17 protein-coding genes are annotated in these 20,935 nt (G+C 53.2%); 11 read left to right on the top strand and 6 right to left on the bottom strand.

Annotated features, from left to right (window positions below; genetic code table 11):
* Nucleotides 1-362: 362 nt before the first annotated feature.
* The 6 genes from pcnB (at nucleotide 363) to KJS40_RS04105 (ending at nucleotide 6,041) form a co-directional block, all read left to right on the top strand.
* A complete protein-coding gene (gene pcnB / locus KJS40_RS04130; protein ID WP_213539167.1) occupies nucleotides 363-1,769 on the top strand; it encodes a polynucleotide adenylyltransferase PcnB in 1,407 nt (468 codons plus the stop codon).
* Between the two features lie 9 nt (nucleotides 1,770-1,778).
* Nucleotides 1,779-2,291, top strand: a complete 513-nt coding sequence (folK, locus tag KJS40_RS04125) for a 2-amino-4-hydroxy-6-hydroxymethyldihydropteridine diphosphokinase (protein ID WP_213539166.1) — start codon at nucleotides 1,779-1,781, stop codon at nucleotides 2,289-2,291.
* Nucleotides 2,288-2,929 (top strand): deoxynucleoside kinase, encoded by a 642-nt coding sequence (locus KJS40_RS04120; RefSeq protein ID WP_213539165.1) that lies wholly within the window; start codon nucleotides 2,288-2,290, stop codon nucleotides 2,927-2,929. The genes folK and KJS40_RS04120 overlap by 4 nt, the downstream gene beginning before the upstream one ends.
* 69 nt (nucleotides 2,930-2,998) lie before the next feature.
* The gene (panB, locus tag KJS40_RS04115) at nucleotides 2,999-3,790 is read left to right on the top strand and encodes a 3-methyl-2-oxobutanoate hydroxymethyltransferase (RefSeq protein WP_213539164.1); all 792 of its coding nucleotides are present in this window, start codon (nucleotides 2,999-3,001) and stop codon (nucleotides 3,788-3,790) included.
* A 15-nt stretch (nucleotides 3,791-3,805) separates the two neighbouring features.
* Nucleotides 3,806-4,645 carry a pantoate--beta-alanine ligase gene (gene panC, locus KJS40_RS04110; RefSeq protein WP_213539163.1) on the top strand — a complete coding sequence of 280 codons (840 nt, stop codon included), beginning with the start codon at nucleotides 3,806-3,808 and terminating at the stop codon, nucleotides 4,643-4,645.
* Nucleotides 4,646-5,243: 598 nt separating this feature from the next.
* Nucleotides 5,244-6,041: a Crp/Fnr family transcriptional regulator gene (locus tag KJS40_RS04105; RefSeq protein ID WP_213539162.1), complete on the top strand. Its 798-nt coding sequence runs from the start codon at nucleotides 5,244-5,246 to the stop codon at nucleotides 6,039-6,041.
* Nucleotides 6,042-6,135: 94 nt separating this feature from the next.
* On the opposite strand, the gene KJS40_RS04100 is transcribed toward KJS40_RS04105, so the two are convergent.
* Nucleotides 6,136-8,973: an aconitate hydratase gene (locus KJS40_RS04100; protein ID WP_213539161.1), complete on the bottom strand. Its 2,838-nt coding sequence runs from the start codon at nucleotides 8,971-8,973 to the stop codon at nucleotides 6,136-6,138.
* A gap of 136 nt (nucleotides 8,974-9,109) precedes the next feature.
* Nucleotides 9,110-9,892 (bottom strand): SDR family oxidoreductase, encoded by a 783-nt coding sequence (locus tag KJS40_RS04095; protein ID WP_213539160.1) that lies wholly within the window; start codon nucleotides 9,890-9,892, stop codon nucleotides 9,110-9,112.
* 408 nt (nucleotides 9,893-10,300) lie between these two features.
* On the opposite strand from KJS40_RS04095, the gene KJS40_RS04090 reads away from it, so the two are divergent.
* Both KJS40_RS04090 and KJS40_RS04085 read left to right on the top strand, forming a co-directional pair.
* Nucleotides 10,301-11,038, top strand: coding sequence for a thioesterase (locus KJS40_RS04090; protein ID WP_213539159.1), 738 nt, complete (start codon nucleotides 10,301-10,303; stop codon nucleotides 11,036-11,038).
* Between the two features lies 1 nt (nucleotide 11,039).
* The gene (locus KJS40_RS04085; protein WP_213539158.1) at nucleotides 11,040-12,506 is read left to right on the top strand and encodes a hypothetical protein; all 1,467 of its coding nucleotides are present in this window, start codon (nucleotides 11,040-11,042) and stop codon (nucleotides 12,504-12,506) included.
* 36 nt (nucleotides 12,507-12,542) lie between these two features.
* On the opposite strand, the gene KJS40_RS04080 is transcribed toward KJS40_RS04085, so the two are convergent.
* The 4 genes from KJS40_RS04080 to KJS40_RS04060 form a co-directional block, all read right to left on the bottom strand.
* Entirely contained in the window at nucleotides 12,543-13,994 is a 1,452-nt protein-coding gene (locus KJS40_RS04080; protein ID WP_213539157.1) for a bifunctional 2-methylcitrate dehydratase/aconitate hydratase, read from the bottom strand.
* A 788-nt stretch (nucleotides 13,995-14,782) separates the two neighbouring features.
* Nucleotides 14,783-15,940 (bottom strand): 2-methylcitrate synthase, encoded by a 1,158-nt coding sequence (gene prpC / locus KJS40_RS04070; protein WP_213539155.1) that lies wholly within the window; start codon nucleotides 15,938-15,940, stop codon nucleotides 14,783-14,785.
* On the bottom strand, nucleotides 15,933-16,826 hold the full coding sequence (prpB, locus tag KJS40_RS04065) for a methylisocitrate lyase (protein ID WP_213539154.1): 894 nt from the start codon (nucleotides 16,824-16,826) through the stop codon (nucleotides 15,933-15,935). The genes prpC and prpB overlap by 8 nt, the downstream gene beginning before the upstream one ends.
* A gap of 13 nt (nucleotides 16,827-16,839) precedes the next feature.
* The gene (locus tag KJS40_RS04060; protein WP_213539153.1) at nucleotides 16,840-17,835 is read right to left on the bottom strand and encodes a malate dehydrogenase; all 996 of its coding nucleotides are present in this window, start codon (nucleotides 17,833-17,835) and stop codon (nucleotides 16,840-16,842) included.
* A 429-nt stretch (nucleotides 17,836-18,264) separates the two neighbouring features.
* On the opposite strand from KJS40_RS04060, the gene sdhC reads away from it, so the two are divergent.
* Genes sdhC through sdhA form a run of 3 tightly spaced genes read left to right on the top strand, consistent with a single transcriptional unit; the run spans nucleotide 18,265 to nucleotide 20,752 of the window.
* On the top strand, nucleotides 18,265-18,642 hold the full coding sequence (gene sdhC, locus KJS40_RS04055; protein WP_213539152.1) for a succinate dehydrogenase, cytochrome b556 subunit: 378 nt from the start codon (nucleotides 18,265-18,267) through the stop codon (nucleotides 18,640-18,642).
* Nucleotides 18,636-18,992: a succinate dehydrogenase, hydrophobic membrane anchor protein gene (sdhD, locus tag KJS40_RS04050; RefSeq protein ID WP_025040749.1), complete on the top strand. Its 357-nt coding sequence runs from the start codon at nucleotides 18,636-18,638 to the stop codon at nucleotides 18,990-18,992. Before sdhC ends, sdhD begins: the two co-directional genes overlap by 7 nt.
* Nucleotides 18,989-20,752: a succinate dehydrogenase flavoprotein subunit gene (gene sdhA / locus KJS40_RS04045; protein WP_213539151.1), complete on the top strand. Its 1,764-nt coding sequence runs from the start codon at nucleotides 18,989-18,991 to the stop codon at nucleotides 20,750-20,752. Before sdhD ends, sdhA begins: the two co-directional genes overlap by 4 nt.
* The last annotated feature ends 183 nt before the right edge of the window (nucleotides 20,753-20,935 follow it).

The raw sequence follows: 20,935 nt of genomic DNA, 5'->3' as shown, positions 1-20,935 counted from the left end.
TTATTTTTTAGTTTAGCGCAATGATCCACAAAGATTTTTTGTATCACTTGGCCTTCACCTTATTAGTGAGTTCGCTACGGGGCGAATTGAACGGTTTTTGCGGCACATGGCTGCGTTGCAACTCCTTGGAATGGAACGACCATTCCGCGTCGTTGCGCCTTGCCCTGCACCCCAAAAACCGCACACTCCACCCCGTCCAACTGCCGGATTTAGGATAATTCCATATCCAGCAGCCGACGGCGATTTTCAGCTCATCTTTTTGTGGGCACCATGTTCAGCAGTGTACTTTCTGCATCACTTAACCTCACCTTTTTGATGAGTTCGCCCGTGCGAGACTTATTCAGAGGCTTCCCGATTTCGTAATGATCCGTAAACTGCTCCGCCGCGTCTTCAGCCGCAACTCATCTGCTCCCGTCCCTTCTACCCGCTCTTCTTCCGCTGAGCCGCATATCATTCCACGTGAACAACATGGCATTATGCGCGGCCACATCAATCCCTGCGCGCTGAAAGTCACATCAGGCCTGCAGGAAGCTGGATATTCCGCTTTCGTCGTCGGTGGCGCAGCACGTGACCTGCTTCTTGGACTGGAGCCGAAAGATTATGACGTCGCCACGAATGCGACACCTGAGGAAGTACGCGCCGTTTTCCGCCGTTCGCGCATCATTGGCCGCCGTTTTCGGCTGGTGCATGTGATGTGCGGCGCCGAGACAGTGGAGGTTTCCACTTTTCGCGGGAGCACATCCGCCAGCGAGGATGAAGGGACTGTAGCCGACGCGCATGCTGACGAGCATGGACGCCTTCTGCGCGACAATATATTCGGCAGCCAGGAAGAAGATGCCAGGCGGCGTGATTTTACCGTCAATGCATTATTTTTCGATCCTGTCCACGAAGAAATCTGGGACTACCTGAACGGTTATGACGACATCAAGGCACGACGCTTGCGCATCATCGGCGACGCCATGCGTCGATATCGCGAAGATCCGGTGCGGATGCTGCGGGTAGTTCGGCTTGCGGCAAAGCTCGATATGCAGATTGATCCGGCTACCGCCGAGCCGATTGGCGATCTTGCTCCTCTGTTGCGGAATGTGCCGCCGTCGCGGCTATTTGACGAAATGTTGAAATTACTTCTATCCGGTCACGCGCTGACCTGCGTAACCGATTTGCGTAAACGCGGATTGCATCACGGCTTGTTGCCGATGCTGGACGTTATACTGGAGCAACCGCTGGGTGAGCGCTTCATTACGCTCGCGCTCAAAAATACGGATGAGCGTGTTCGTCAGGAAAAACCGGTTTCGCCCGGCTTCTTGTTTGCGGCCCTGTTATGGCACGAAGTACTTGCGAGGTGGAACGTTCGCCAGGCTGCGGAAGAAAAATTGATTCCTGCTTTGCATCAGGCGATGGATGACGTGCTGGCGATACAAAATGGAAATCTCGCGATCCCGCGCAGGTACGATGCCATCATGAAGGAAATCTGGGCAATGCAGCCACGCTTCATGGGCAGGTCAGGACGCAGGCCATTTCGTTTAGTGGAACATCCGCGTTTTCGCGCCGCATATGACTTCATGTTGCTGCGTTGCCAGAGCGGCGAGGTCGACATGGAGCTGGGGAAATGGTGGGAAACGTTCCAGCATGCCAGTACCAGCGAACGTGAAGCCATGCTTTTCAAGGATGAGGCGAAAAAGAAGCGCCGAAGAAGCCGTGGCCGACGAACATCCGCCTCCTCCGATGCCGCGAGCCCCGATAATGCAGTTGCGGACGAGCCGGAATAGTCCGGTACCATGAATCGCATATCAGATCGTCACGCCGTTTCCCAGGCATATATCGGATTAGGCAGCAACATGGATAATCCTGCGTCGCAGATACGGAAAGCGTTTGAGGAGCTGGCGCGCCTTCCATCAAGCCATCTGCTGGCGCATTCCTCGCTTTATCGCAGCGCGCCAATGGGGCGTACCGATCAGCCTGATTTCATCAACGCGGTAGCGCTGATTGAAACTGCGCTCGCCCCCCACGACCTGCTCAAAGCCCTGCTTGAAATCGAGCATTATCACGGGCGCGTGCGTGAATATCTCAACGCGCCGCGAACGCTTGATCTCGATATATTGATGTATGATGGGCTGCAATGGGACGAGGATTGCCTGATTCTGCCGCATCCGCGCATGCATCAAAGGGCGTTTGTATTGCAACCGCTTCAGGAAATTACGCCACACTGCCATATTCCCGGGCACGGCTCGATTGCCGAATTGCTGGCTGCGTGCGCAGGACAGCAAGTCGAACGAGAGCAAGCGCAGTGAAGCTGGAAGAATATCGCTACATCGTGGTGGAAGGGCCGATAGGCGTGGGCAAGACCAGTCTGGCGCGGCGTCTCGCCGGTCACCTGGGCAGCGAATTGCTGCTGGAAAAGCCGGGCGAAAATCCTTTTCTGGCAAAATTCTACGATGATATTTCCCGCCATGCGCTACCGACACAATTGTTCTTTCTGTTCCAGCGAGCCAATCAATTACAGGGCCTGGCGCAAATCGATATGTTCGCCAAGCCCACCATCAGCGATTTTCTGCTCGACAAGGATCCGCTTTTTGCCAGGCTGACCCTGAGCGACGCTGAGTATGACCTGTATCGAAAAATTTATCAGCACCTCCAGCCCGAGGCGCCGTCACCCGACCTGGTGATTTATTTGCAGGCGTCTCCCGCGACGCTGATTGAACGGGTCAAACGACGCGGCAGTGCTTTTGAAAATAATATTACGTCGGAATACCTGTACCGGCTGACAGAGAGCTATACCCGTTTTTTTCATCAGTACGAAGATGCGCCATTAATGATAATTAACAGCGAAAATCTCAACTTTGTCGATAGGCAGGCGGATTTTGATCTATTGTTGAGGCAGGTGGAGCAGATGCGCGGCCCTCGGGAGTATTTCAATCTTGGGATTTAGCCAGGTCGATAGCAATATCAGGTCATTTCAAGTCAGGACTATCTGACGCACTACATCAGGAGCTCAAGCATGCGCACTACACAGGACGCTTTACAGAAGATGCGGGATGATGGGGAGAAAATCGCGATCCTCACCTGCTACGATTCAAGCTTTGCGACGTTACTGGAAAACGCCGGTGTTGATATTCTGCTTGTGGGCGATTCGCTGGGTAATGTGCTTCAGGGAGAGGAGAGCACCCTCCCCGTTACGCTGGATGACATGATCTATCATACCCGTTGCGTCTCACGCGGTTCGACCAAGGCATTCATTATGGCCGATATGCCTTTTGGCACGTCCCAGGTAAGCCCCCAGGACACTTTCGAGAACGCGGCCGAGCTAATGGCCGTGGGAGCAAATATGGTCAAGCTTGAAGGGGGTTCCGTCATGGCTGAAACCGTTGAATTCCTGACCCGTCGCGGTATTCCGGTTTGCGCCCATATCGGCTTGACACCTCAATCCGTACACCAGTTAGGCGGCTATAAGGTGCAAGGCAAGACTGACCACCAGGCAAAACAGTTACTGGAAGACGCGGTCACCCTGGAAAGCGCCGGTGCCGCAATGCTCTTGATGGAAGTAGTCCCCGCTGCGCTCGCAAAAGAAGTTACCAACAAACTGTCCATTCCCACCATCGGCATCGGAGCCGGGATAGATTGCTCGGGGCAGGTACTGGTGTTGTATGACATGCTGGGGATCTATTCCGGAAAGAAAGCCAGGTTCATGAAAAATTTCCTGACTGGCGCGAACGGGATACATGAAGCGGTTGAAAATTATGTCAGGGCGGTGAAAGCTGGAGAATTTCCCGGGCCGGAGCATGCATTCTGACTTTTGGATTGAAGCATGGAGCTTGTTGCCGATATCTCATCCTTGCGGGCGCGCCTTAGGCATAAGTCTTCCATTGCTTTTGTGCCGACCATGGGTAGCCTGCATGAGGGTCATCTGTCGCTAGTGCGTCTCGCACAGCAGGAAGCGGATTTCGTCGTGGTCAGCATTTTCGTCAACCGTCTGCAATTCGCGCCGGGAGAAGATTTTGACCGGTATCCCCGGGCTCTGGCTGATGACTGCGAATTGCTGGAAAATCACGGGGGCGCCAATATGGTTTTTGCACCCGGGGAAAAAGATCTTTATCCTGTGCCGCAGCAGTTCATGCTGGAACCACCACCCGTAGCCAATATTCTCGAGGGTGAATTTCGCCCCGGGTTTTTCCGCGGCGTAGCCACAGTTGTACTGAAACTCCTGAATATCGTGCAGCCCCAGACAGCGATATTCGGTAAAAAAGATTACCAGCAACTGCATATCATGCGTGAACTGGTACGGCAGTTGAATTTGCCGGTGAAGATCGTCGCGGGAGAAACGGTACGCGCACCAGACAATCTGGCGTCGAGTTCTCGTAATCGCTATCTGACGAACGAGGAACGCGTCGAGTCAGCACGGCTTTATCAAGTGCTGCTGAAGGTGAAGCAGGAGATAGAGAACGGCAACAGAAATTTTCATGGATTGGAGGAAAACGCAAAGAAACCGCTCCACGAACATCACTGGAAAATTGATTACATTTCCATCCGGCAACGCGATACGCTGGCTCCAGCGTGCAAGGAAGATGAAAACCTGGTGATACTGGGAGCGGCCCGGCTGGGCAAAACCCGGTTGATAGACAATCTGGAAATTTCTGTCAAAAATTGAATTAAAAACATCGGTAAGGCGTGCGTATGATCTGCCATTGGAATTTTGTAAGCGGGTAACGACACGCCAAAACGACTCAAACATAGAGTAGCATCGCCCCGCATACGAGCCAAACTCATCTCATCCCGTCGCTGTTATTACCCTTAGCCGCTAGCGCTCTTTCGCACATCTATATAACCTATTGATTTAATGTATATTTAGCTAGTCTCTATCTGGAGACAGCTAATAATCCATAACTATCAATGAGTTATAGTTAGGCGATCCTTTTATGTTGCTCATAGGCAACATAAAATATTGTCATATTCTGCTTTTGTCCCTTTATTTTATATAACCTCCTGTTCACGAAGGTTTAATAGCGCCTGGCATGATAAATGCTTCTTTATATATCAATTGCAGTACCAAGGTCAGGATCATCTGAAGTACCAGCCTGATCAAAGCATTTATCCTCCTGTTGGAAGGCTGGCAGAGGAAATAGGCGCCAGCGTAAAGCACATCAAGCCAAGGTCAGCGGATTTCCTCTAAATCACTGTCATCATAGTAGTGTCACGAGCGAAGGATACACTTCGGCGGCACGGCTCAACACAAAGGAGTTCTCATTATGTCTCCACTGCACAGCCCGAAGCAAAATCGCATTCTCGCCGCCCTGCCGCGAGAGGATTATGGACGACTCTTCGCATTTCTTGAGTTCATATCAATGCCATTGGGAAAAATAATTCATGAGCCGGGTTCGCCTATTACTCATGCATATTTTCCCACGACCAGCATTGTTGCGCCTTTATATGGCGTCGAGAACGGGGCATCCGTGCAACTTTCAATAATCGGTAATGAAGGGCTCACCGGTATTTCGTCTCTTTTAGGCAGCGGCAGCATGCCTGCCGGCGTGGTTGTACAAAGCACGGGTGAGGGCTACCGGGTGAAAGCAGGGATACTGAAAAAAGAGTTCGATTTGAGGGGCGGATTACAGCACCTGGTACTTCGTTTTACTCAAGCGCAGATTACCCAAACAGCGCAGAACGCTGTTTGCAACCGCCACCATAATATAGAGCAGCAGTTATGCCGCTTCCTGCTGATGAGCCTGGACCGATTGCCGCGTCGGCAGTTGAAAATGACACATGAGCAGATTGCGATCATGCTGGGTGTCCGCCGCGAAAGCGTGACTCAGGCTGCTCTCAAGCTGCAAACAATAGGTGCAATCCACTACAGCCGTGGTCATATCACGGTTTTGGATCGTGAAGAGCTGGAAAATTCAGTATGCGAATGTTATACGGTGGTAAACACCGAGTATGACCGCCTGCTATGGAATGATACCCCTTATTTTCCTGCTCAGCAGGGTCTGGATCGGGTTGTGCGAAACACGAGCCGAAACAAGGAAGAAGAGCTACGGACCGTAAACTGAGGAGAGCCCCGGACTACTTCAGCGAAAACCAGGTTTCGCCCTCCCCAACCTGATTCAAGCTGAGTAGTCCGGCTTGTCGCATGATGACAGGCTGCTAATCTGTCATGAGTTCTCTGAGAACGTAAGGTAAGATGCCGCCATGCAGGTAATAGTCCACCTCGATGGTCGTATCAATTCTGCACAGTAAATCGATTTTCCGGCTTGAACCATCTTCTTCACGGATGACGAGTGTCACATCCTGCTGCGGGCGGACATCGTGCAAACCCAGAAGATCAAATTGTTCATTACCTTTGATGCCGAGCGATTGGGCGCTGTCGTCCCCTTTGAATTGTAACGGCAACACGCCCATGCCAACCAGATTGCTGCGGTGTATACGTTCGAAGCTCCTGGCAATTACCGCCTTGACACCGAGTAATTGTGCTCCCTTCGCAGCCCAGTCGCGACTTGATCCAGCACCGTATTCTTCTCCTCCAAATACCAGCGTCGGTACGCCCTCCGCCACATATTTCATGGCTGCATCGTAAATGCTCATCTGCTGAGCATCAGGATAATGCAGGGTTATGCCCCCCTCGCTGCCCGGTATCATCAGGTTTTTGATACGTACATTAGCGAAGGTACCTCGCATCATCACGTCATGGTTCCCCCGGCGCGCCCCATAACTATTGAAATCGTGCTTTGATACGCCGCTTGAGAGCAGGTATTTTCCCGCGGGCGAAGTATCTTTGATGGCACCGGCAGGACTGATGTGATCGGTAGTCACGGAGTCACCGAAAACGCCCAGGACGCGCGCATTCCGTACTTCGCCGATCTGCCCGGGCTGCATGGAAAAATCTTCAAAGAACGGTGGCTCGGCAATATAGGTGGACTTTGGCCAAGTGTACACTTGGCCTGAAACCGCCGAAACATCGTTCCATAATGGATGATCCTTGGTCAAATTGCTGTAGAGCCGACGGAACGTTTCCCCATTGGTGGCGAATTTCATCAATGCGTGGATCTCATCCTCGCGCGGCCAGACATCCGCAAGCATGACAGCTGTCCCATCCTCCGCGAAACCCAATGGCTCAGTCGTCAAATCCCTGAGCATGGTCCCGGCAATGGCATATGCCACCACCAGCGGCGGAGAAGCAAGGAAATTTGCGCGGATGCTGGAGTGAATTCGCGCTTCGAAATTGCGATTGCCGGAGAGCACCGCGGCGCAAACCAGATCATTTGCTCCCATCGCTTCCTCGATGGGTTCGGATAGCGGCCCTGAGTTGCCTATGCAAGTGGTACAGCCATAGCCTACAAGATTAAAACCAAGTTTTTCCAGGTAGGCCAACAAGCCGGTAGCCTTGAGATACTCCGTCACCACACGCGACCCAGGGGCCAGCGAAGTCTTGATATGCCGCTTTACCATCAGTCCTTTCTCTACTGCCTTCTTTGCCAGCAGGCCCGCTGCAAGCAGCACACTGGGATTCGAAGTGTTGGTGCAGGACGTAATCGCCGCAATCACCACATCGCCGTGGCCCAGATCGAATGGGCCGTTCGATATGCATACCGGTGCTTCGTCCGTATCCAGTATTGGACGATTGCTGACCATCTCCGTAACATTCCTTGCGCTCCCCAGTTGCAAGGGAATATTTTCCTGCCCTGCGCCGACGATGTGAGCCTCTCTGCCCATTTCTTTGTCATTACAACTGCGCACTGGATGACGTAGGTTCAAATCTGTCGCGCTTTTACCGTAGCCGCTTTCCACAACGGGTTTGGTAAAGAGTTCGGTAAACCTGGATTTAATATTGTCGATTTCAATGCGGTCCTGAGGGCGCCGAGGCCCTGCCAGCGAGGGCGAAACCTTGCCCAGATCAAGCTCCAGTTCACGTGTGTAATCGATGTCTCCCTTGCGGGGTGTACCGTACATCTCCTGAGCCTGAAAATAGGATTGAAGCGCGGCGACTTCCTCTTCGCTACGCCCAGTACCGCGGAAGTACTCGATGGTGGCGTCATCCACGGGAAAGAAACCCATGGTAGCGCCATATTCAGGTGCCATATTGGCGATAGTGGCGCGATCGGGCACGGATAACGACGCGGTACCTTCGCCGAAAAATTCCACGAACTTGCCCACCACGTGAGCTTTGCGCAACATCTCGGTAACGGTCAGAACGAGATCGGTGGCGGTGACGCCGTCACGCAAACGGCCTGTAAGATTTACACCGACCACGTCGGGAGTGAGAAGATAAACCGGCTGCCCCAGCATTCCAGCTTCCGCTTCGATCCCCCCGACGCCCCAGCCTATGACTCCGATGCCATTGATCATAGTGGTATGTGAATCCGTGCCGACCAATGTATCCGGATACACCACGCCATCTTTCTGGTGCACCCCGCGGGCGAGATACTCCAGATTCACCTGGTGCACAATACCGATGCCCGGGGGCACTACCGTAAACGTGTCGAATGCCTGCATGCCCCACTTTATAAATTCATAACGCTCATTGTTGCGACGGAATTCAATTTCCATGTTGAGCTTGAGCGCCTGATCGTTACCGTAGTAATCGACCTGAACCGAATGGTCAACCACTAGATCAACAGGCACCAGCGGCTCGATGAGCTTAGGGTCCCTGCCCATTTTTTCCGCCACACCACGCATTGCCGCCAGATCGACCAGGAGCGGTACACCGGTGAAATCCTGCAGCAGGATGCGCGATACCACAAAGGGAATCTCATCCATCCGCGCTGCATTGGGTTGCCAGTTGGCGAGCCGCCTCACATGGGCCTCTGTGACTTTCTTGCCATCGCAATGGCGCAAAACCGATTCCAGCACAATACGAAGGGAGATCGGCAGACGTGAAATCTTACCCACGCCCGATGCTTCGAGTGCAGGCAAAGAATAAAATTTTGCTTTCCTGTTCGTGGAAAGAGCGATTTCCTTTTGTGTGTTGAATGGATTGTGAGTCATGGATACTCCTTAAAAAATTGCCGTATCGGTCGAACCAGGATTTGCGGAAATCATTCCCACCGGATGGATCAGAATCTGCGACCCCTGAACCGAGCAAGCCAAACTGAGCGAGCCGTTTGACGATCCTCGATCAAGATCACCTGGCGATATCTTTGTTATTTTTTTCCGCCTTATATTCTGCAATATCAGCTTCGATTACGCTCCTGGAAAAACTCTGGTAGGCAAGCCCGATGCGTTTGGCCATTGTGTCGGGAAAAAGATGGAAATCTCCCGATTTCAGTGCGGCGATTATACCTTCCGCCACGACGGACGAAGGCTCGGCATTTCCACTCAAGCCAGCCATATCGGACATGTCAGTGGCGATAAGGCCGGGATGCACGCTGAGCACTGCTGTGCCCTGTTGGCCCAGCAACTCGCGCAACGCCTGCGTGAGAGAGTAAGTGGCCGCCTTGGAAGCGGAGTGGGTCGCAAAGTTCGAAGCGCATTTCAATGATGCGATCGAGTTGAGCTGGACGAACGCACCGCCGCCATTAGACTTCAGAATGGGAGCAAAGGCTTGCGCCATGCGGATCAGCCCGAATACATTGATCTTCATCGCCAACTCGAGCGAATCTATCGCATCGCTGTCCAGCGGGGTTGAAGCCTTGAAGACAGCTGCATTGTTAACCACCACCTGAACATCGCTCGTTCTATCCGCCAGCGCTGTGATAGTCTCCGGTTCAGCCAGATTCAACTGAACAGGTTCCACCATGTCGCCATAATGCTCGGTCAGGGGTATGGCAGAATCCAGGTTGCGAACCGCGGCATAGACTTTCGTTGCGCCATGATGCAGGAAAGCATCGACTATCGCGCTGCCTATTCCGCGATTCGCTCCCGTGACAAGTGCTATCTTGCCTTTGATGTCGCAGGTTATTTTCATTTTATGTATAACATTGGTTTGGCTTGAATCGATGTCGATCTGGCTAACCATGAACACGCATTCAATTATATTCCGCTTGAACCGTTCCGCGCAGCTCTTATTCAGAACTTCCTTATGTCTCGCGATTTTGAGCCGTTGAGGTTCTAGATTCAGTCAACGCTTGTATCCGATGGAACAAGAGGAAAGGGACGAGTCTATCATTGGAGCCCAGCGAAGAGATTACTTTCTCACGACCATTAATGTTAGTAGCATAATCCCTAAATGGCGCTTGAACCCGGAATATTGTCTAGTATGAAGAAGAGGACGGTGATAATGCAGTTCGGCCCCCTATCTGGGCGCGCAGCATGCCGCAACCTTTGCCGCTGATCTGGATGCGGCTCGCTGGGTTTTCTTATAAGAACACTTTTTATGGCACGCACCACGCTGGCTCTGTTGCATGGTTTTCTCGGTTTCTCACATAGAGGGCCTATTGAATATTTTCGCGGCGTAAAGGGAGCATTGCGCGATATGCATATTACGCCCCTTATCCCCGAAGTGCCCACCGCCGGCACCATAGCCGAGCGCGCGGAAACGCTTGCCTCAAAACTTCTTCGCGGCAACACATCTACCTTTGCCTTGGTGGGGCATAGCATGGGCGGGCTGGATGCCAGATATCTGATTAGCTATCTCGATCCGGATCACCGCATAAAAAGTTTGCTTACTATTTCCACTCCGCACCGCGGCAGCCCATTGGCAGCATGGATGCTTGAATCGCGCGGGCCGATTCCGGCCTGGTTTCGGTACATTGGCCGCCCGGCGCTGGATGAACTGACCCCAAAGGCATGTGCAGCCATGTCTATCCCGGACCGCGAGGATGTGGATTACGCTTCCTACGCGGGCTGCCGTCCTGCTGATGAGCTTCCATTCTGGCTCAAACCCTATGGGTGCATTATTTCCGAGGATAACGACGGAATGGTTCCGCTTAGCTCCGCGCAATGGGGAAAATTTCGTGGCATCATGCGCGCGGATCACGTGGAACTGCTCGGGTGGAGCCTGAGCTTGCCTGATATTCGATCCGAGAGGCCTTTCGATCACCTCCGTTTTTGGAAACGGGCAGCCGCCGAGGCTATCGCCGCGGCAGAGGAAAAAACAAGTAAAGGGGAATAGCATGGATCAAAACGAAGGAAAGAAATGGCACATGCCCTGGTACGACTGGTCGATATTTGTAGTGCCAGGGGCCTTTATTATCGGCCTTGGGCTCGAGTCCGCACTTGGTTCTCCAACAGGCCCTGATGGGCTTCCGTACCGCGATTTCCGGGCTATTGCGCACTGGTTTGACCCGGTATTTTTCCAGTATAACCTCGTCATGACATTGCTGACGGTACTGGTCGTGCCATCGCTTGCTCTAAGCTATATACAAATCATGTCGAACCGCAAGGAACAACGATTGCAACGCGAGGTTCCAGCCGAGCGTCGTAGCGAAATCCGCCGAAGGATGGGGCGGCGTGCTTCCTTTAGTGCCTATCGGGGGAGTGTCTGGTTGACCACGACTATCGTGCTGCTTGGCACCTCGATCCTGTTGCTGTTCAAACCCATCTCTTCAGCAGGTGGAATAGGTGTGGATTTCAGTCTTGGTGCAAACATGTTGATGATGGGGCCTTTCGCAGAATTATACGAAAGAAATCCGGAAGCCTATTATTCCCATCTTATCCGAAACCAGATCGCCTTCCAGTTTGGTTTCCTGGGCGCATATGTCTATTTCGTCGGTTCCGTAGTCCGTGCGTACTTCACAATGGATCTGACCTCTCTCACTTTCGTCGATGGCGCTATCCGCATGATCGTCGCGAGCATACTGGCATTGGTGCTCTCCTTCGCCTTCGACTTCGCTTTCCCTACCGAGCTTAAATTAGCCTCTACCTCAGCTGTTGAACAAGACGCCGATTCCATGCCTGCGGCCGAATCCTTGCCCTCCACTGCCGCCTCGACTACTGGCGAAGCGGTACAAGATGGCGCACGAGACGGCGCACGGAGCGGCCTGCAAGGCAATTCTGAGAGGGCAAGTGCAGCGCTTCCGGCAAGCCTGAGTCTGCTTCCGGTCATGGCCTTTTTCTTTGGCTTCTATCCAAAACGGGCGACACTGGCAATCGAACGTATCGCACTCAGGATAATGAAGGGTATCGTTTCCGACGATAGTTATCGCGCGCTTCCACTTTCCATGCTTGCGGGAATGAGCTATACGCACGAACTGAGGCTGGAACGGGAGGGTTTCGATAATATTGAAAACCTGAGCAACGCCGATGCCGTGGATCTGGCGGTACGCACCAGTTTCAGCTACGGCCAGCTGAAGCAATGGATAGACCAGGCTTGGCTTGCCACCCACTTGCGGGAAGACTATCCGGATTTCGTTCGACGCACCGGTATTGCAAGTAGTGATGAATTGCGTCATTTTCTGGCCAGTTGCGATGCCGCAAAGGTCGACGGAGTGGAACAGCTGGTGGCGGGATTATCGACGGACCCCGCGACAAGTCCATCGTGGAAGGTCAGACTGGCAGCAATTAAAATATTGCTCGATATCGATCCTGCTCTGCCGGAAAACCGTAGCAATCCGGATACTGGTGAGCATGGATCGGGCTGATATGGATCCAGGTATTCCACTGGAAGAATCCCCGGGTTAAATCACAAGCATATCGACAAACTGATTGACCGGTATCTCTTCGAATTTTCCTGGATCAAGGCAAAGGTCGAATATCGCCTTTTGTTGCTTTGCCGGGAAACGGCGCGCAAGATTGATTCTGAATTTTTCCTCCAGTAGTGGAGTGCCTTCGCTGCGGCGGAATCGGTGGCCAATGGGGTATTCCACGACGACCTCATCCAGCTTACTGCCGTCCTTGAATTCCACCGTCAGACCGTTGGCAATGGAACGCTTTTCAGGATCGTAATAATCCCTGGTAAACTGCGGATCCTCGACACACGTTATTTTTTCGCGGAGCTCGTCGATTCGCGGATCGGCGGCAACAGTATCCTCATAATCGGCAGCGGTAAGTCTTCCAAAAATAAGCGGCACCGCAACGATGTACTGAATGCAATGATCGCGGTCCGCAGGGTTGTTGAGCGGCCCTTTCTTGTCGATGATGCGAATCGCAGCCTCGTGAGTGCGGATGATGATTCTCTTGATATCGGCGATTCGCTCCCTCAAATGGACGTGCAATTGCATTGCGCATTCTGCTGCCGTCTGGGAATGAAATTCGGCGGGAAAGGAAATCTTGAACAACACGTTTTCCATGACGTACGAACCCCATTGTTTGACCGGCCTCGGGAATTTGAACGATTGGCCCTTGAACAGTACATCGTAAAAACCCCAGGTCCTGGCAGTGAGTGCCGAGGGGTAGCCCATTTCGCCTTTAAGCGTAATCAGCGCCAGCCAGACGGCTCGACTGGTGGCATCGCCCGCCGCCCAGGATTTGCGCGATCCGGTATTGGGGGCATGGCGATAGGTGCGTAGCGATTGTCCATCCACCCAGGCCTGTGAGAGTGCGTCAACGATCTGGTCGCGGTTTCCCCCGAGCAGATGCATCACGACCGCGACAGAAGCCACTTTCACCAGCACGACATGATCCAGCCCAACCTTGTTGAAGCTGTTCTCCAACGCAAGGCAACCCTGAATTTCGTGGGCCTTGATCATCGCGGTCAGTACGTCGCGCATCGTGAAAGGCTTCTCTCCCTCGGCCACAGCCTTGCGCGAACACCAGTCCGCAACGGCAAGTATCCCACCCAGATTATCCGATGGATGACCCCATTCCGCTGCCAGCCACGTATCGTTGAAATCGAGCCAGCGAATCATCGTGCCGATATTGAATGCCGCCTGCACCGGATCGAGCTCGAATCGTGTACCGGGAATTCTCGCTCCGCCCGGCACCGTGGTTCCGGGAATGAGCGGCCCCAGCAGCTTGGTACAGGCCGGGTAAGTAAGCGCTTCCATCGCACAACCCAGTGAATCCATCAGGCAATGGCGTGCGGTTTCGTAAGCAAGGGTGCTCGAGATATTGCGATCAACAACGTAATCAGCGATATCCACCAGCACTTGATCGGGTTGGGGGCGAATATTGGAGATGTTGGATGACATATGGCTATTTATTAGAGTGGCGAATACGTATTATAAGACCGATGATTTAACAATAAATATCGTCTTTCCTGGGAACGGAAATCCAAGACTTTTTTACTATTTGAACGCTGGCACTGTAATAAATACGTGATCGGCAGGAATGGTAGGTCGGGCTCTGCCCGACAACTTTTTCATCGTCGGGCAGAGCCCGACCTACTACTTTGAATTAACAACCAACCTCTCTGCATCGAACGATCTATCCGATAACCCCTTCATTAATCTTGGGATCTTGTACTCGTCACTTGAACACACATCTCGATTATTTCTCCTGTAGTCCCATCATCTTCATGACGGAAGAGTGTCCCTTGTGACCCTTGCCCCACACCCTTCGTCCACCATTCCAGCCCACCACCGACGTAGCGTGCACCGCTGCCCGATATCGCCACAATCATTTCCCGGGCTCTACCCTCATACTGCATAATGGCCGTGGTGTCGGAGCGATAAGATGCATCGACTGTATAACCACTCTTGCAGTGATATGCGATTGGCGAGTCACTACCGGATTTTCGAGAAAAAGGTGCGTTCGAATGGGAGAAGTGAGTACAGCCGACCAAGGCACCCATAACGAAGAGAAAAGTAATGCGCATCGGCAGTAATGAAAGCGCAAGGATTGAAGTTACACGCGACGGTTTGAGAACTGATATGTTGTCTATTATTACACCTGTTCGGTCTGGATATCTCTTTTGCATGCGTCTTGTACAGAGAGGTTCCTTGTTTCTTGCTTATAATTAGGATTCCAATCAATCCGGCTACGTCCGTGCCGAAATCGGCACAAACCCCCGCTCCTCCGGCCCGATATAATTCGCAGATGGCCGGATAATCTTGTTGTCCACCCGTTGCTCGATGATATGTGCGGCCCATCCGCTGGTTCGTGCAATCGCAAACAGCGGCGTGAACATCGCTGTCGGTACCCCCATCATGTGATAACCCACGGCGGAAAACCAGTCGAGGTTAGGGAACATCTTCTTAATGTCCCACATTACCGTTTCCAATCTCTCCGCAATACTGAACATTTCCGTATTGCCAGCTTCCACTGAAAGGTTCCTCGCAACCTCCCGGATGATCCTGTTACGTGGATCGCCGCTTGTATATACTGGGTGGCCGAATCCGATGATGATTTCCTTATCGGCCACGCGGCGGCGGATGTCCGCCTCGGCCTCATCCGGGCTGCCATAGCGCGCCTGGATATCGAATGCAACCTCATTGGCGCCGCCGTGCTTGGGGCCGCGTAACGCGCCAATAGCGCCGGTGATCGCCGAGTAGAAATCGGACCCGGTGCCGGCAATCACGCGAGCGGCAAAAGTGGAAGCATTGAACTCGTGCTCCGCGTACAGCACCAGTGAAGTATGCATTGCCTTCACCCACGACTGGGGTGGTGGCTTGCCGTGCAGCAAGTGCAGGAAATGTCCCCCTATGGAATCCTCATCAGCTGCCAGCTCTATACGACGATTATTGTGCGAGTAGTGGTACCAGTAAAGCAAAATGGAGCCGAGACAGGCCAGAAGCCGGTCCGCCAGATCGCGCGCGCCCTCGACGGTATGTTTCTCCGCCTCCGGCACTATCGTGCCCAATGCGGATACACCGGTGCGCATCACATCCATCGGATGAGCGATTGCCGGAATCGCTTCCAGAATGGTTTTAACGTCGACAGGCAGATCGCGCAGGCTTTTGAGTTTCTCCTTATACGCAGCCAGTTCGTCCAGCGTGGGCAACTTCTCATGCACCAGCAGATAGGCAATCTCTTCGAATTCACAGCTGTCGGCCATGTCGAGAATGTCATAACCGCGATAATGCAGGTCGTTGCCCGTTCTGCCGACGCTACAGATGGCGGTATTTCCCGCTATCACACCTGACAACACCACGGATTTCTTGATTCTGGCGGGAGCGCTTTCGGTGGTCTTACTCATTTTCAGGCTTTCTGGATTCGGAATACATGCTATTCAATTTCTCCTCGTAGGCATGGTAGTCGAGAAAGTCATATAGCTCGGCGCGAGTCTGCATGGCTTCGATCGTCTTCTTTTGGGTGCCTTCGTTGCGGATTGCCCGGTACACGTTCAGGGCGGCGGCGCTCATGGCGCGAAATGCGGATAGTGGATAAAGCACCAGTGAAACGTCGGCCTTGGCCAATTCCTCGACTGTGTAAAGGGGCGTCGCGCCAAACTCGGTTATGTTGGCCAGGACCGGCACGCGCACGGTCGCGGCGAATTGGCGGTAGGTGTCCAGTTCAGTCACGGCTTCCGGAAAGATCATATCCGCGCCCGCTTCCACACAAGCGCAGGCCCTATCCATGGCAGATTGCAGTCCTTCCACCGCCAGTGCATCGGTGCGCGCCATAATGACAAACTCGGGATCGGTCCTGGCGTCCACCGCAGCCTTGATGCGATCCACCATTTGCGCCTCGCTCACGATCATCTTGCCCGGCAGATGACCGCAACGCTTCGCCTCAACCTGATCTTCGATGTGCATCGCCGCTGCGCCGGCTTTGATCATTGATTTCACCGTGCGGGCGACATTGAGAGCACCGCCGAAGCCGGTATCCACATCCACCAGTAGCGGCAGATCGGTGATGTCCGTGATGCGGCGCACATCGGTCAGTACATCGTCCAGCGTCGAAATAGCAAGATCGGGCACGCCCAGCGACGCCGCTGCCACACCGCCGCCAGAAAGATAGAGTGCTTTGAACCCGGTTCGGGCCGCGAGGCGCGCTGCGTACGCATTGATGCAACCCGCCACCTGCAAAGGCTTCTCTTCGGCAAGCGCAGCGCGAAAACGAGAACCAGCGGAGATGATCATAGGCGTTGAAAAATCAAGCTGCGGACTTCCCAAATAAATGCTTCACGGAATCCCGCTCATCCACCAGTTCCCGATAGGCAGCCTGCATTTTTTCCTTACTGAATTCGCTGATCTCAAGATCAGGAACGATATGGTAGGCCCCCTTCTCGCATACCACGGGGAAACCATACATGACACCATCAGGAATCCCGTAGCTGCCATCGGAAGGGATGCCCATGGATACCCAGTCATTTTCTTGCGTGCCATAAACCCAATCACGGATATGAGCAATGGCAGCATTAGCGGCGCTTGCTGCGCTCGACATACCACGCGCCTCGATGACCTCCGTACCGCGATGCTGCACGGTAGGGATGAAATAATCTTCTACCCAGACAGGGTCATCGATGAGGGAGGTGGCCTTATTGCCGCCAACCTCGACATGATTCAAGTCGGGGTACTGCGTGGCGGAATGGTTGCCCCAGACGATCATTTTTTTTACGCTGCCCACCGATTGCCCCAGTTTGATGGCAATTTGTGATAATGCGCGATTATGATCCAGCCTCATCATTGACGAAAAATTGGCCGGCTTCAGGTCGGGCGCATTTTTCATGGCGATGTAGGCATTGGTGTTGCAGGGATTGCCCACGATCAGGACCTTTACGTCGCGGTGGGCAACTTCATTCAGCGCCCTGCCCTGACCGATGAATATCGTGCCGTTCGCCTCCAGCAAATCTTTACGCTCCATACCCTTGCTGCGTGGGCGCGCACCCACGAGCATTGCGATATCGGCGTCGCGGAAAGCGGATTTGGGATCATCGGCGATGGTTACGTCCGCCAGCAGGGGGAATGCGCAATCATCGAGCTCCATTACGACGCCCTTGAGCGAAGGCAATGACGGCGGTATGTCCAGCAACTGCAGAATGACAGGCTGGTCCTGGCCAAGCATATCTCCCGCAGCGATGCGAAACAGTAGACTGTAACCGATCTGGCCGGCTGCACCCGTGATCGCTATGCGAATAGGACGATCCATTCCTGCACTCCTGTAGGTGAGTTGCCGGGACAAGAAATTTCTTGGAATTTACCACGCATCCGACGCGCTTGTCTAACACGCATCCGGCACGCTTATCCAACGTAGCGAAGTCCGAAACTCACCCATCAAATGGATGAGTAATGCACCTTCCTTCGTATTCGCATTTTATGCTCAAGCATCCCGCTCGATGTGAAGGATTTAAAAAAAAGATTTTTTAGCACACCTTTAGTACACCAAGTAATTCGGATAAAAAATATTCCGCGCTGCTGCCAATTTAAAATCGTTCAAGATACATTCGGGCTGAATCCGAATGTAATGCCTTAGTTTTTTTAGGGATTATTTATGAGGGAACTCATGTTGTGCCGCTCGGTATAAGGGTCTACACTAATCCGTAGAGGCAGGATCCGACCTACCGGAGAGCGAAAAAAATTGCAGAGAAAACGTCCCAAGTATCTTAATCTGCTGGAAATCAGGCAGCCCCTCCCTGCCGTGATCTCGATCCTGCATCGCTTGAGCGGAGCGTTGCTGTTCTTTCCGGGCATTCCGCTTCTCCTTTGCGGCCTTGACCTGATATTAAACTCACCGCAAGGCTACGCTCAATTTCAATCTTTCCTGGAGAACCCACTTTTCAAGGTCGCGTTAACACTCTTCTTGTGGTTTTTCCTGCATCATCTTTTTGCCGGCATTCGTTTTCTGGCGCTGGATCTGCATTATGGCGGCAAACTGGAACAGGCACGCTTCACTAGCAAGCTGGTGCTGACCGTGGGGATCATTCTCACGCTACTGATCGCAGCGTGGATATGGTAAAGCGCGTCGTAACCGGCGCTCATTACGGCCTGCGTGACTGGCTGGCTCAGCGCATCACCGCAGTGGTCATGGTTGTCTTTACGCTTTTACTTGCAGCAATATTAATGATTTCGCCGCCGCATGATGAAGCATCCTGGAAAGCAATATTCAGTAATCGATGGATGCGAATCGCCTCCTTCCTGTTTCTTGTCAGCCTCTTCTGGCATGCCTGGATCGGAATGCGCAATATTCTGATGGATTATGTTCACGCTACCGGCATTCGCCTGACGTTACAGATACTGGTCATCCTGTCCCTGATATTTTATACGATCTGGTCTGCGGAAATTTTGTGGGCTTTGGAGATGGCATGACAATAAGTAAGCGAAAATTCGACGCGGTGATCGTGGGTGCCGGCGGCGCCGGCATGCGCGCGGCATTACAATTATCCGAGGCGGGACTCAAGGTCGCCGTCTTATCCAAGGTCTTCCCCACCCGTTCCCACACGGTTTCTGCGCAGGGTGGCATTGCCGCGGCGCTCGGAAATGTCACGGAGGATAACTGGCACTGGCATATGTACGATACCGTGAAAGGCTCGGATTATCTCGGCGACCAGGACGCTATCGAATTCATGTGTCGTCAGGCCAGCGAAGTGGTGTATGAACTGGAGCATTTCGGTATGCCGTTCGATCGCCTGGAGAGCGGGAAAATTTACCAGCGTCCATTTGGCGGTCAATCACAGAATTTCGGCGGCGCCCAGGCAACGCGCTCGTGCGCCGTGGCGGATCGCACCGGCCATGCCATGCTGCATACGTTATACCAGCGCAATGTGCAGGCCAACACCCAGTTTTTTATTGAATGGATGGGGCTGGATCTGATCCGTGATGAAGAAGGAGATGTGTGCGGCGTGACGGCGTTGGACATCGAAACCGGCGATGTCATGCTCCTGCAGGCAAGGGCGACGCTGTTCGCGACCGGGGGCGGCGCCCGCATATTCAGTGCCAGCACTAATGCATTGATCAATACAGGCGATGGTCTCGGCATGGCGGTACGCGCAGGCCTCCCTCTGGAGGATATGGAATTCTGGCAGTTTCACCCCACTGGCGTGTATGGAGTCGGCATACTTATCAGCGAAGCGGTGCGCGGCGAAGGCGGCTATTTGCTCAATAAAAACGGCGAGCGTTTCATGGAACGCTATGCGCCCCATGCCAAAGACCTGGCCAGCAGGGATGTGGTGTCGCGTGCGCTGACGATGGAAATAAAGGAAGGGCGCGGCTGCGGCAGGGATGCCGACCATCTGCTGCTAAAACTTGATCATCTCGGTGCGGATGTGATTAAAGCGCGATTGCCCGGTATTCGTGAAATCGCCATGAAATTTGCCCATACAGACCCGATCCATGACCCGATTCCAGTGGTGCCTACCGCGCATTATATGATGGGGGGAATCCCCACCAATTTGTATGGGCAAGTGGTTGCGCCGTATAAAACCGGGCCTGAGGAGGTCGTGCAGGGATTCTATGCCGTGGGGGAGTGCGCTTGCGTATCCGTACACGGCGCCAATCGCCTCGGCACCAATTCGCTCCTCGACATCATCGTTTTCGGCCGCGCTGCCGGCAACCAGATTATTGAGGATTTGAACAGGCATCCGCATCATAAACGACTGCCTGCCGATGCCGCAGATAAAGCGCTCGCGCGCCTTGACCGCCTGAACAATCAGAAGGATGGCGAAAACGTAGCGCAAGTAAGCGACGATTTACGCAAGACCATGCAGACGCATTGTGGCGTATTCCGTTTCCCGGACACGCTCAGGCAGGGGGTGGAAAAGATCGAAGAAGTGGCCGAACGCGCCAGACACACCGAGATCAGGGACAAAAGCAGAGTATTCAATACCGCCCGGGTGGAAGCACTGGAACTCGACAATTTAGTGGAAGTGGCTGTGGCCAGCATGATTTCGGCGGAAGCGCGCACGGAAAGCCGCGGCGCCCATGCGCGCGATGATTTTTCCAGCCGGGATGACGACAAGTGGCTCAAGCATACGTTGTATTTCAGCGAAGGCCGCCGGCTGGATTACAAGCCGGTTCGGTTGAAGCCGTTGACCGTGGATTCTTTCCCGCCGAAGGCGAGAACCTATTGACGAAAACATTCAATTATGGATTTTATTACGCATCTACTTTGTTTTAAACGCACCACAAATGGCAATGACGAATATCAAGCGCGTCCCATGTCAAATGAAAACCCAGCATAAATGGGACATTTAAGAATGGCCAGATAAGACAAAAATGGTCATGGGCTGTCGCCAGTCATGTTTCAGAATTTG

This window comes from Nitrosospira sp. NRS527, from assembly GCF_018406445.1.
Taxonomy (GTDB): Bacteria; Pseudomonadota; Gammaproteobacteria; order Burkholderiales; family Nitrosomonadaceae; genus Nitrosospira; species Nitrosospira briensis.
This window is presented reverse-complemented; position numbering and strand designations above follow the sequence as displayed.

What these genes read in the sequence shown, in the direction of transcription:
- pcnB (WP_213539167.1), top strand. Translation starts at nt 363, where the DNA reads ATGATCCGTAAACTGCTCCGCCGCGTCTTCAGCCGCAACTCATCTGCT.
- folK (WP_213539166.1), top strand. Translation starts at nt 1,779, where the DNA reads ATGAATCGCATATCAGATCGTCACGCCGTTTCCCAGGCATATATCGGA.
- panB (WP_213539164.1), top strand. Translation starts at nt 2,999, where the DNA reads ATGCGCACTACACAGGACGCTTTACAGAAGATGCGGGATGATGGGGAG.
- panC (WP_213539163.1), top strand. Translation starts at nt 3,806, where the DNA reads ATGGAGCTTGTTGCCGATATCTCATCCTTGCGGGCGCGCCTTAGGCAT.
- KJS40_RS04105 (WP_213539162.1), top strand. Translation starts at nt 5,244, where the DNA reads ATGTCTCCACTGCACAGCCCGAAGCAAAATCGCATTCTCGCCGCCCTG.
- KJS40_RS04100 (WP_213539161.1), bottom strand. Translation starts at nt 8,973, where the DNA reads ATGACTCACAATCCATTCAACACACAAAAGGAAATCGCTCTTTCCACG.
- KJS40_RS04095 (WP_213539160.1), bottom strand. Translation starts at nt 9,892, where the DNA reads ATGAAAATAACCTGCGACATCAAAGGCAAGATAGCACTTGTCACGGGA.
- KJS40_RS04090 (WP_213539159.1), top strand. Translation starts at nt 10,301, where the DNA reads ATGGCACGCACCACGCTGGCTCTGTTGCATGGTTTTCTCGGTTTCTCA.
- KJS40_RS04085 (WP_213539158.1), top strand. Translation starts at nt 11,040, where the DNA reads ATGGATCAAAACGAAGGAAAGAAATGGCACATGCCCTGGTACGACTGG.
- KJS40_RS04080 (WP_213539157.1), bottom strand. Translation starts at nt 13,994, where the DNA reads ATGTCATCCAACATCTCCAATATTCGCCCCCAACCCGATCAAGTGCTG.
- prpC (WP_213539155.1), bottom strand. Translation starts at nt 15,940, where the DNA reads ATGAGTAAGACCACCGAAAGCGCTCCCGCCAGAATCAAGAAATCCGTG.
- prpB (WP_213539154.1), bottom strand. Translation starts at nt 16,826, where the DNA reads ATGATCATCTCCGCTGGTTCTCGTTTTCGCGCTGCGCTTGCCGAAGAG.
- KJS40_RS04060 (WP_213539153.1), bottom strand. Translation starts at nt 17,835, where the DNA reads ATGGATCGTCCTATTCGCATAGCGATCACGGGTGCAGCCGGCCAGATC.
- sdhD (WP_025040749.1), top strand. Translation starts at nt 18,636, where the DNA reads ATGGTAAAGCGCGTCGTAACCGGCGCTCATTACGGCCTGCGTGACTGG.
- sdhA (WP_213539151.1), top strand. Translation starts at nt 18,989, where the DNA reads ATGACAATAAGTAAGCGAAAATTCGACGCGGTGATCGTGGGTGCCGGC.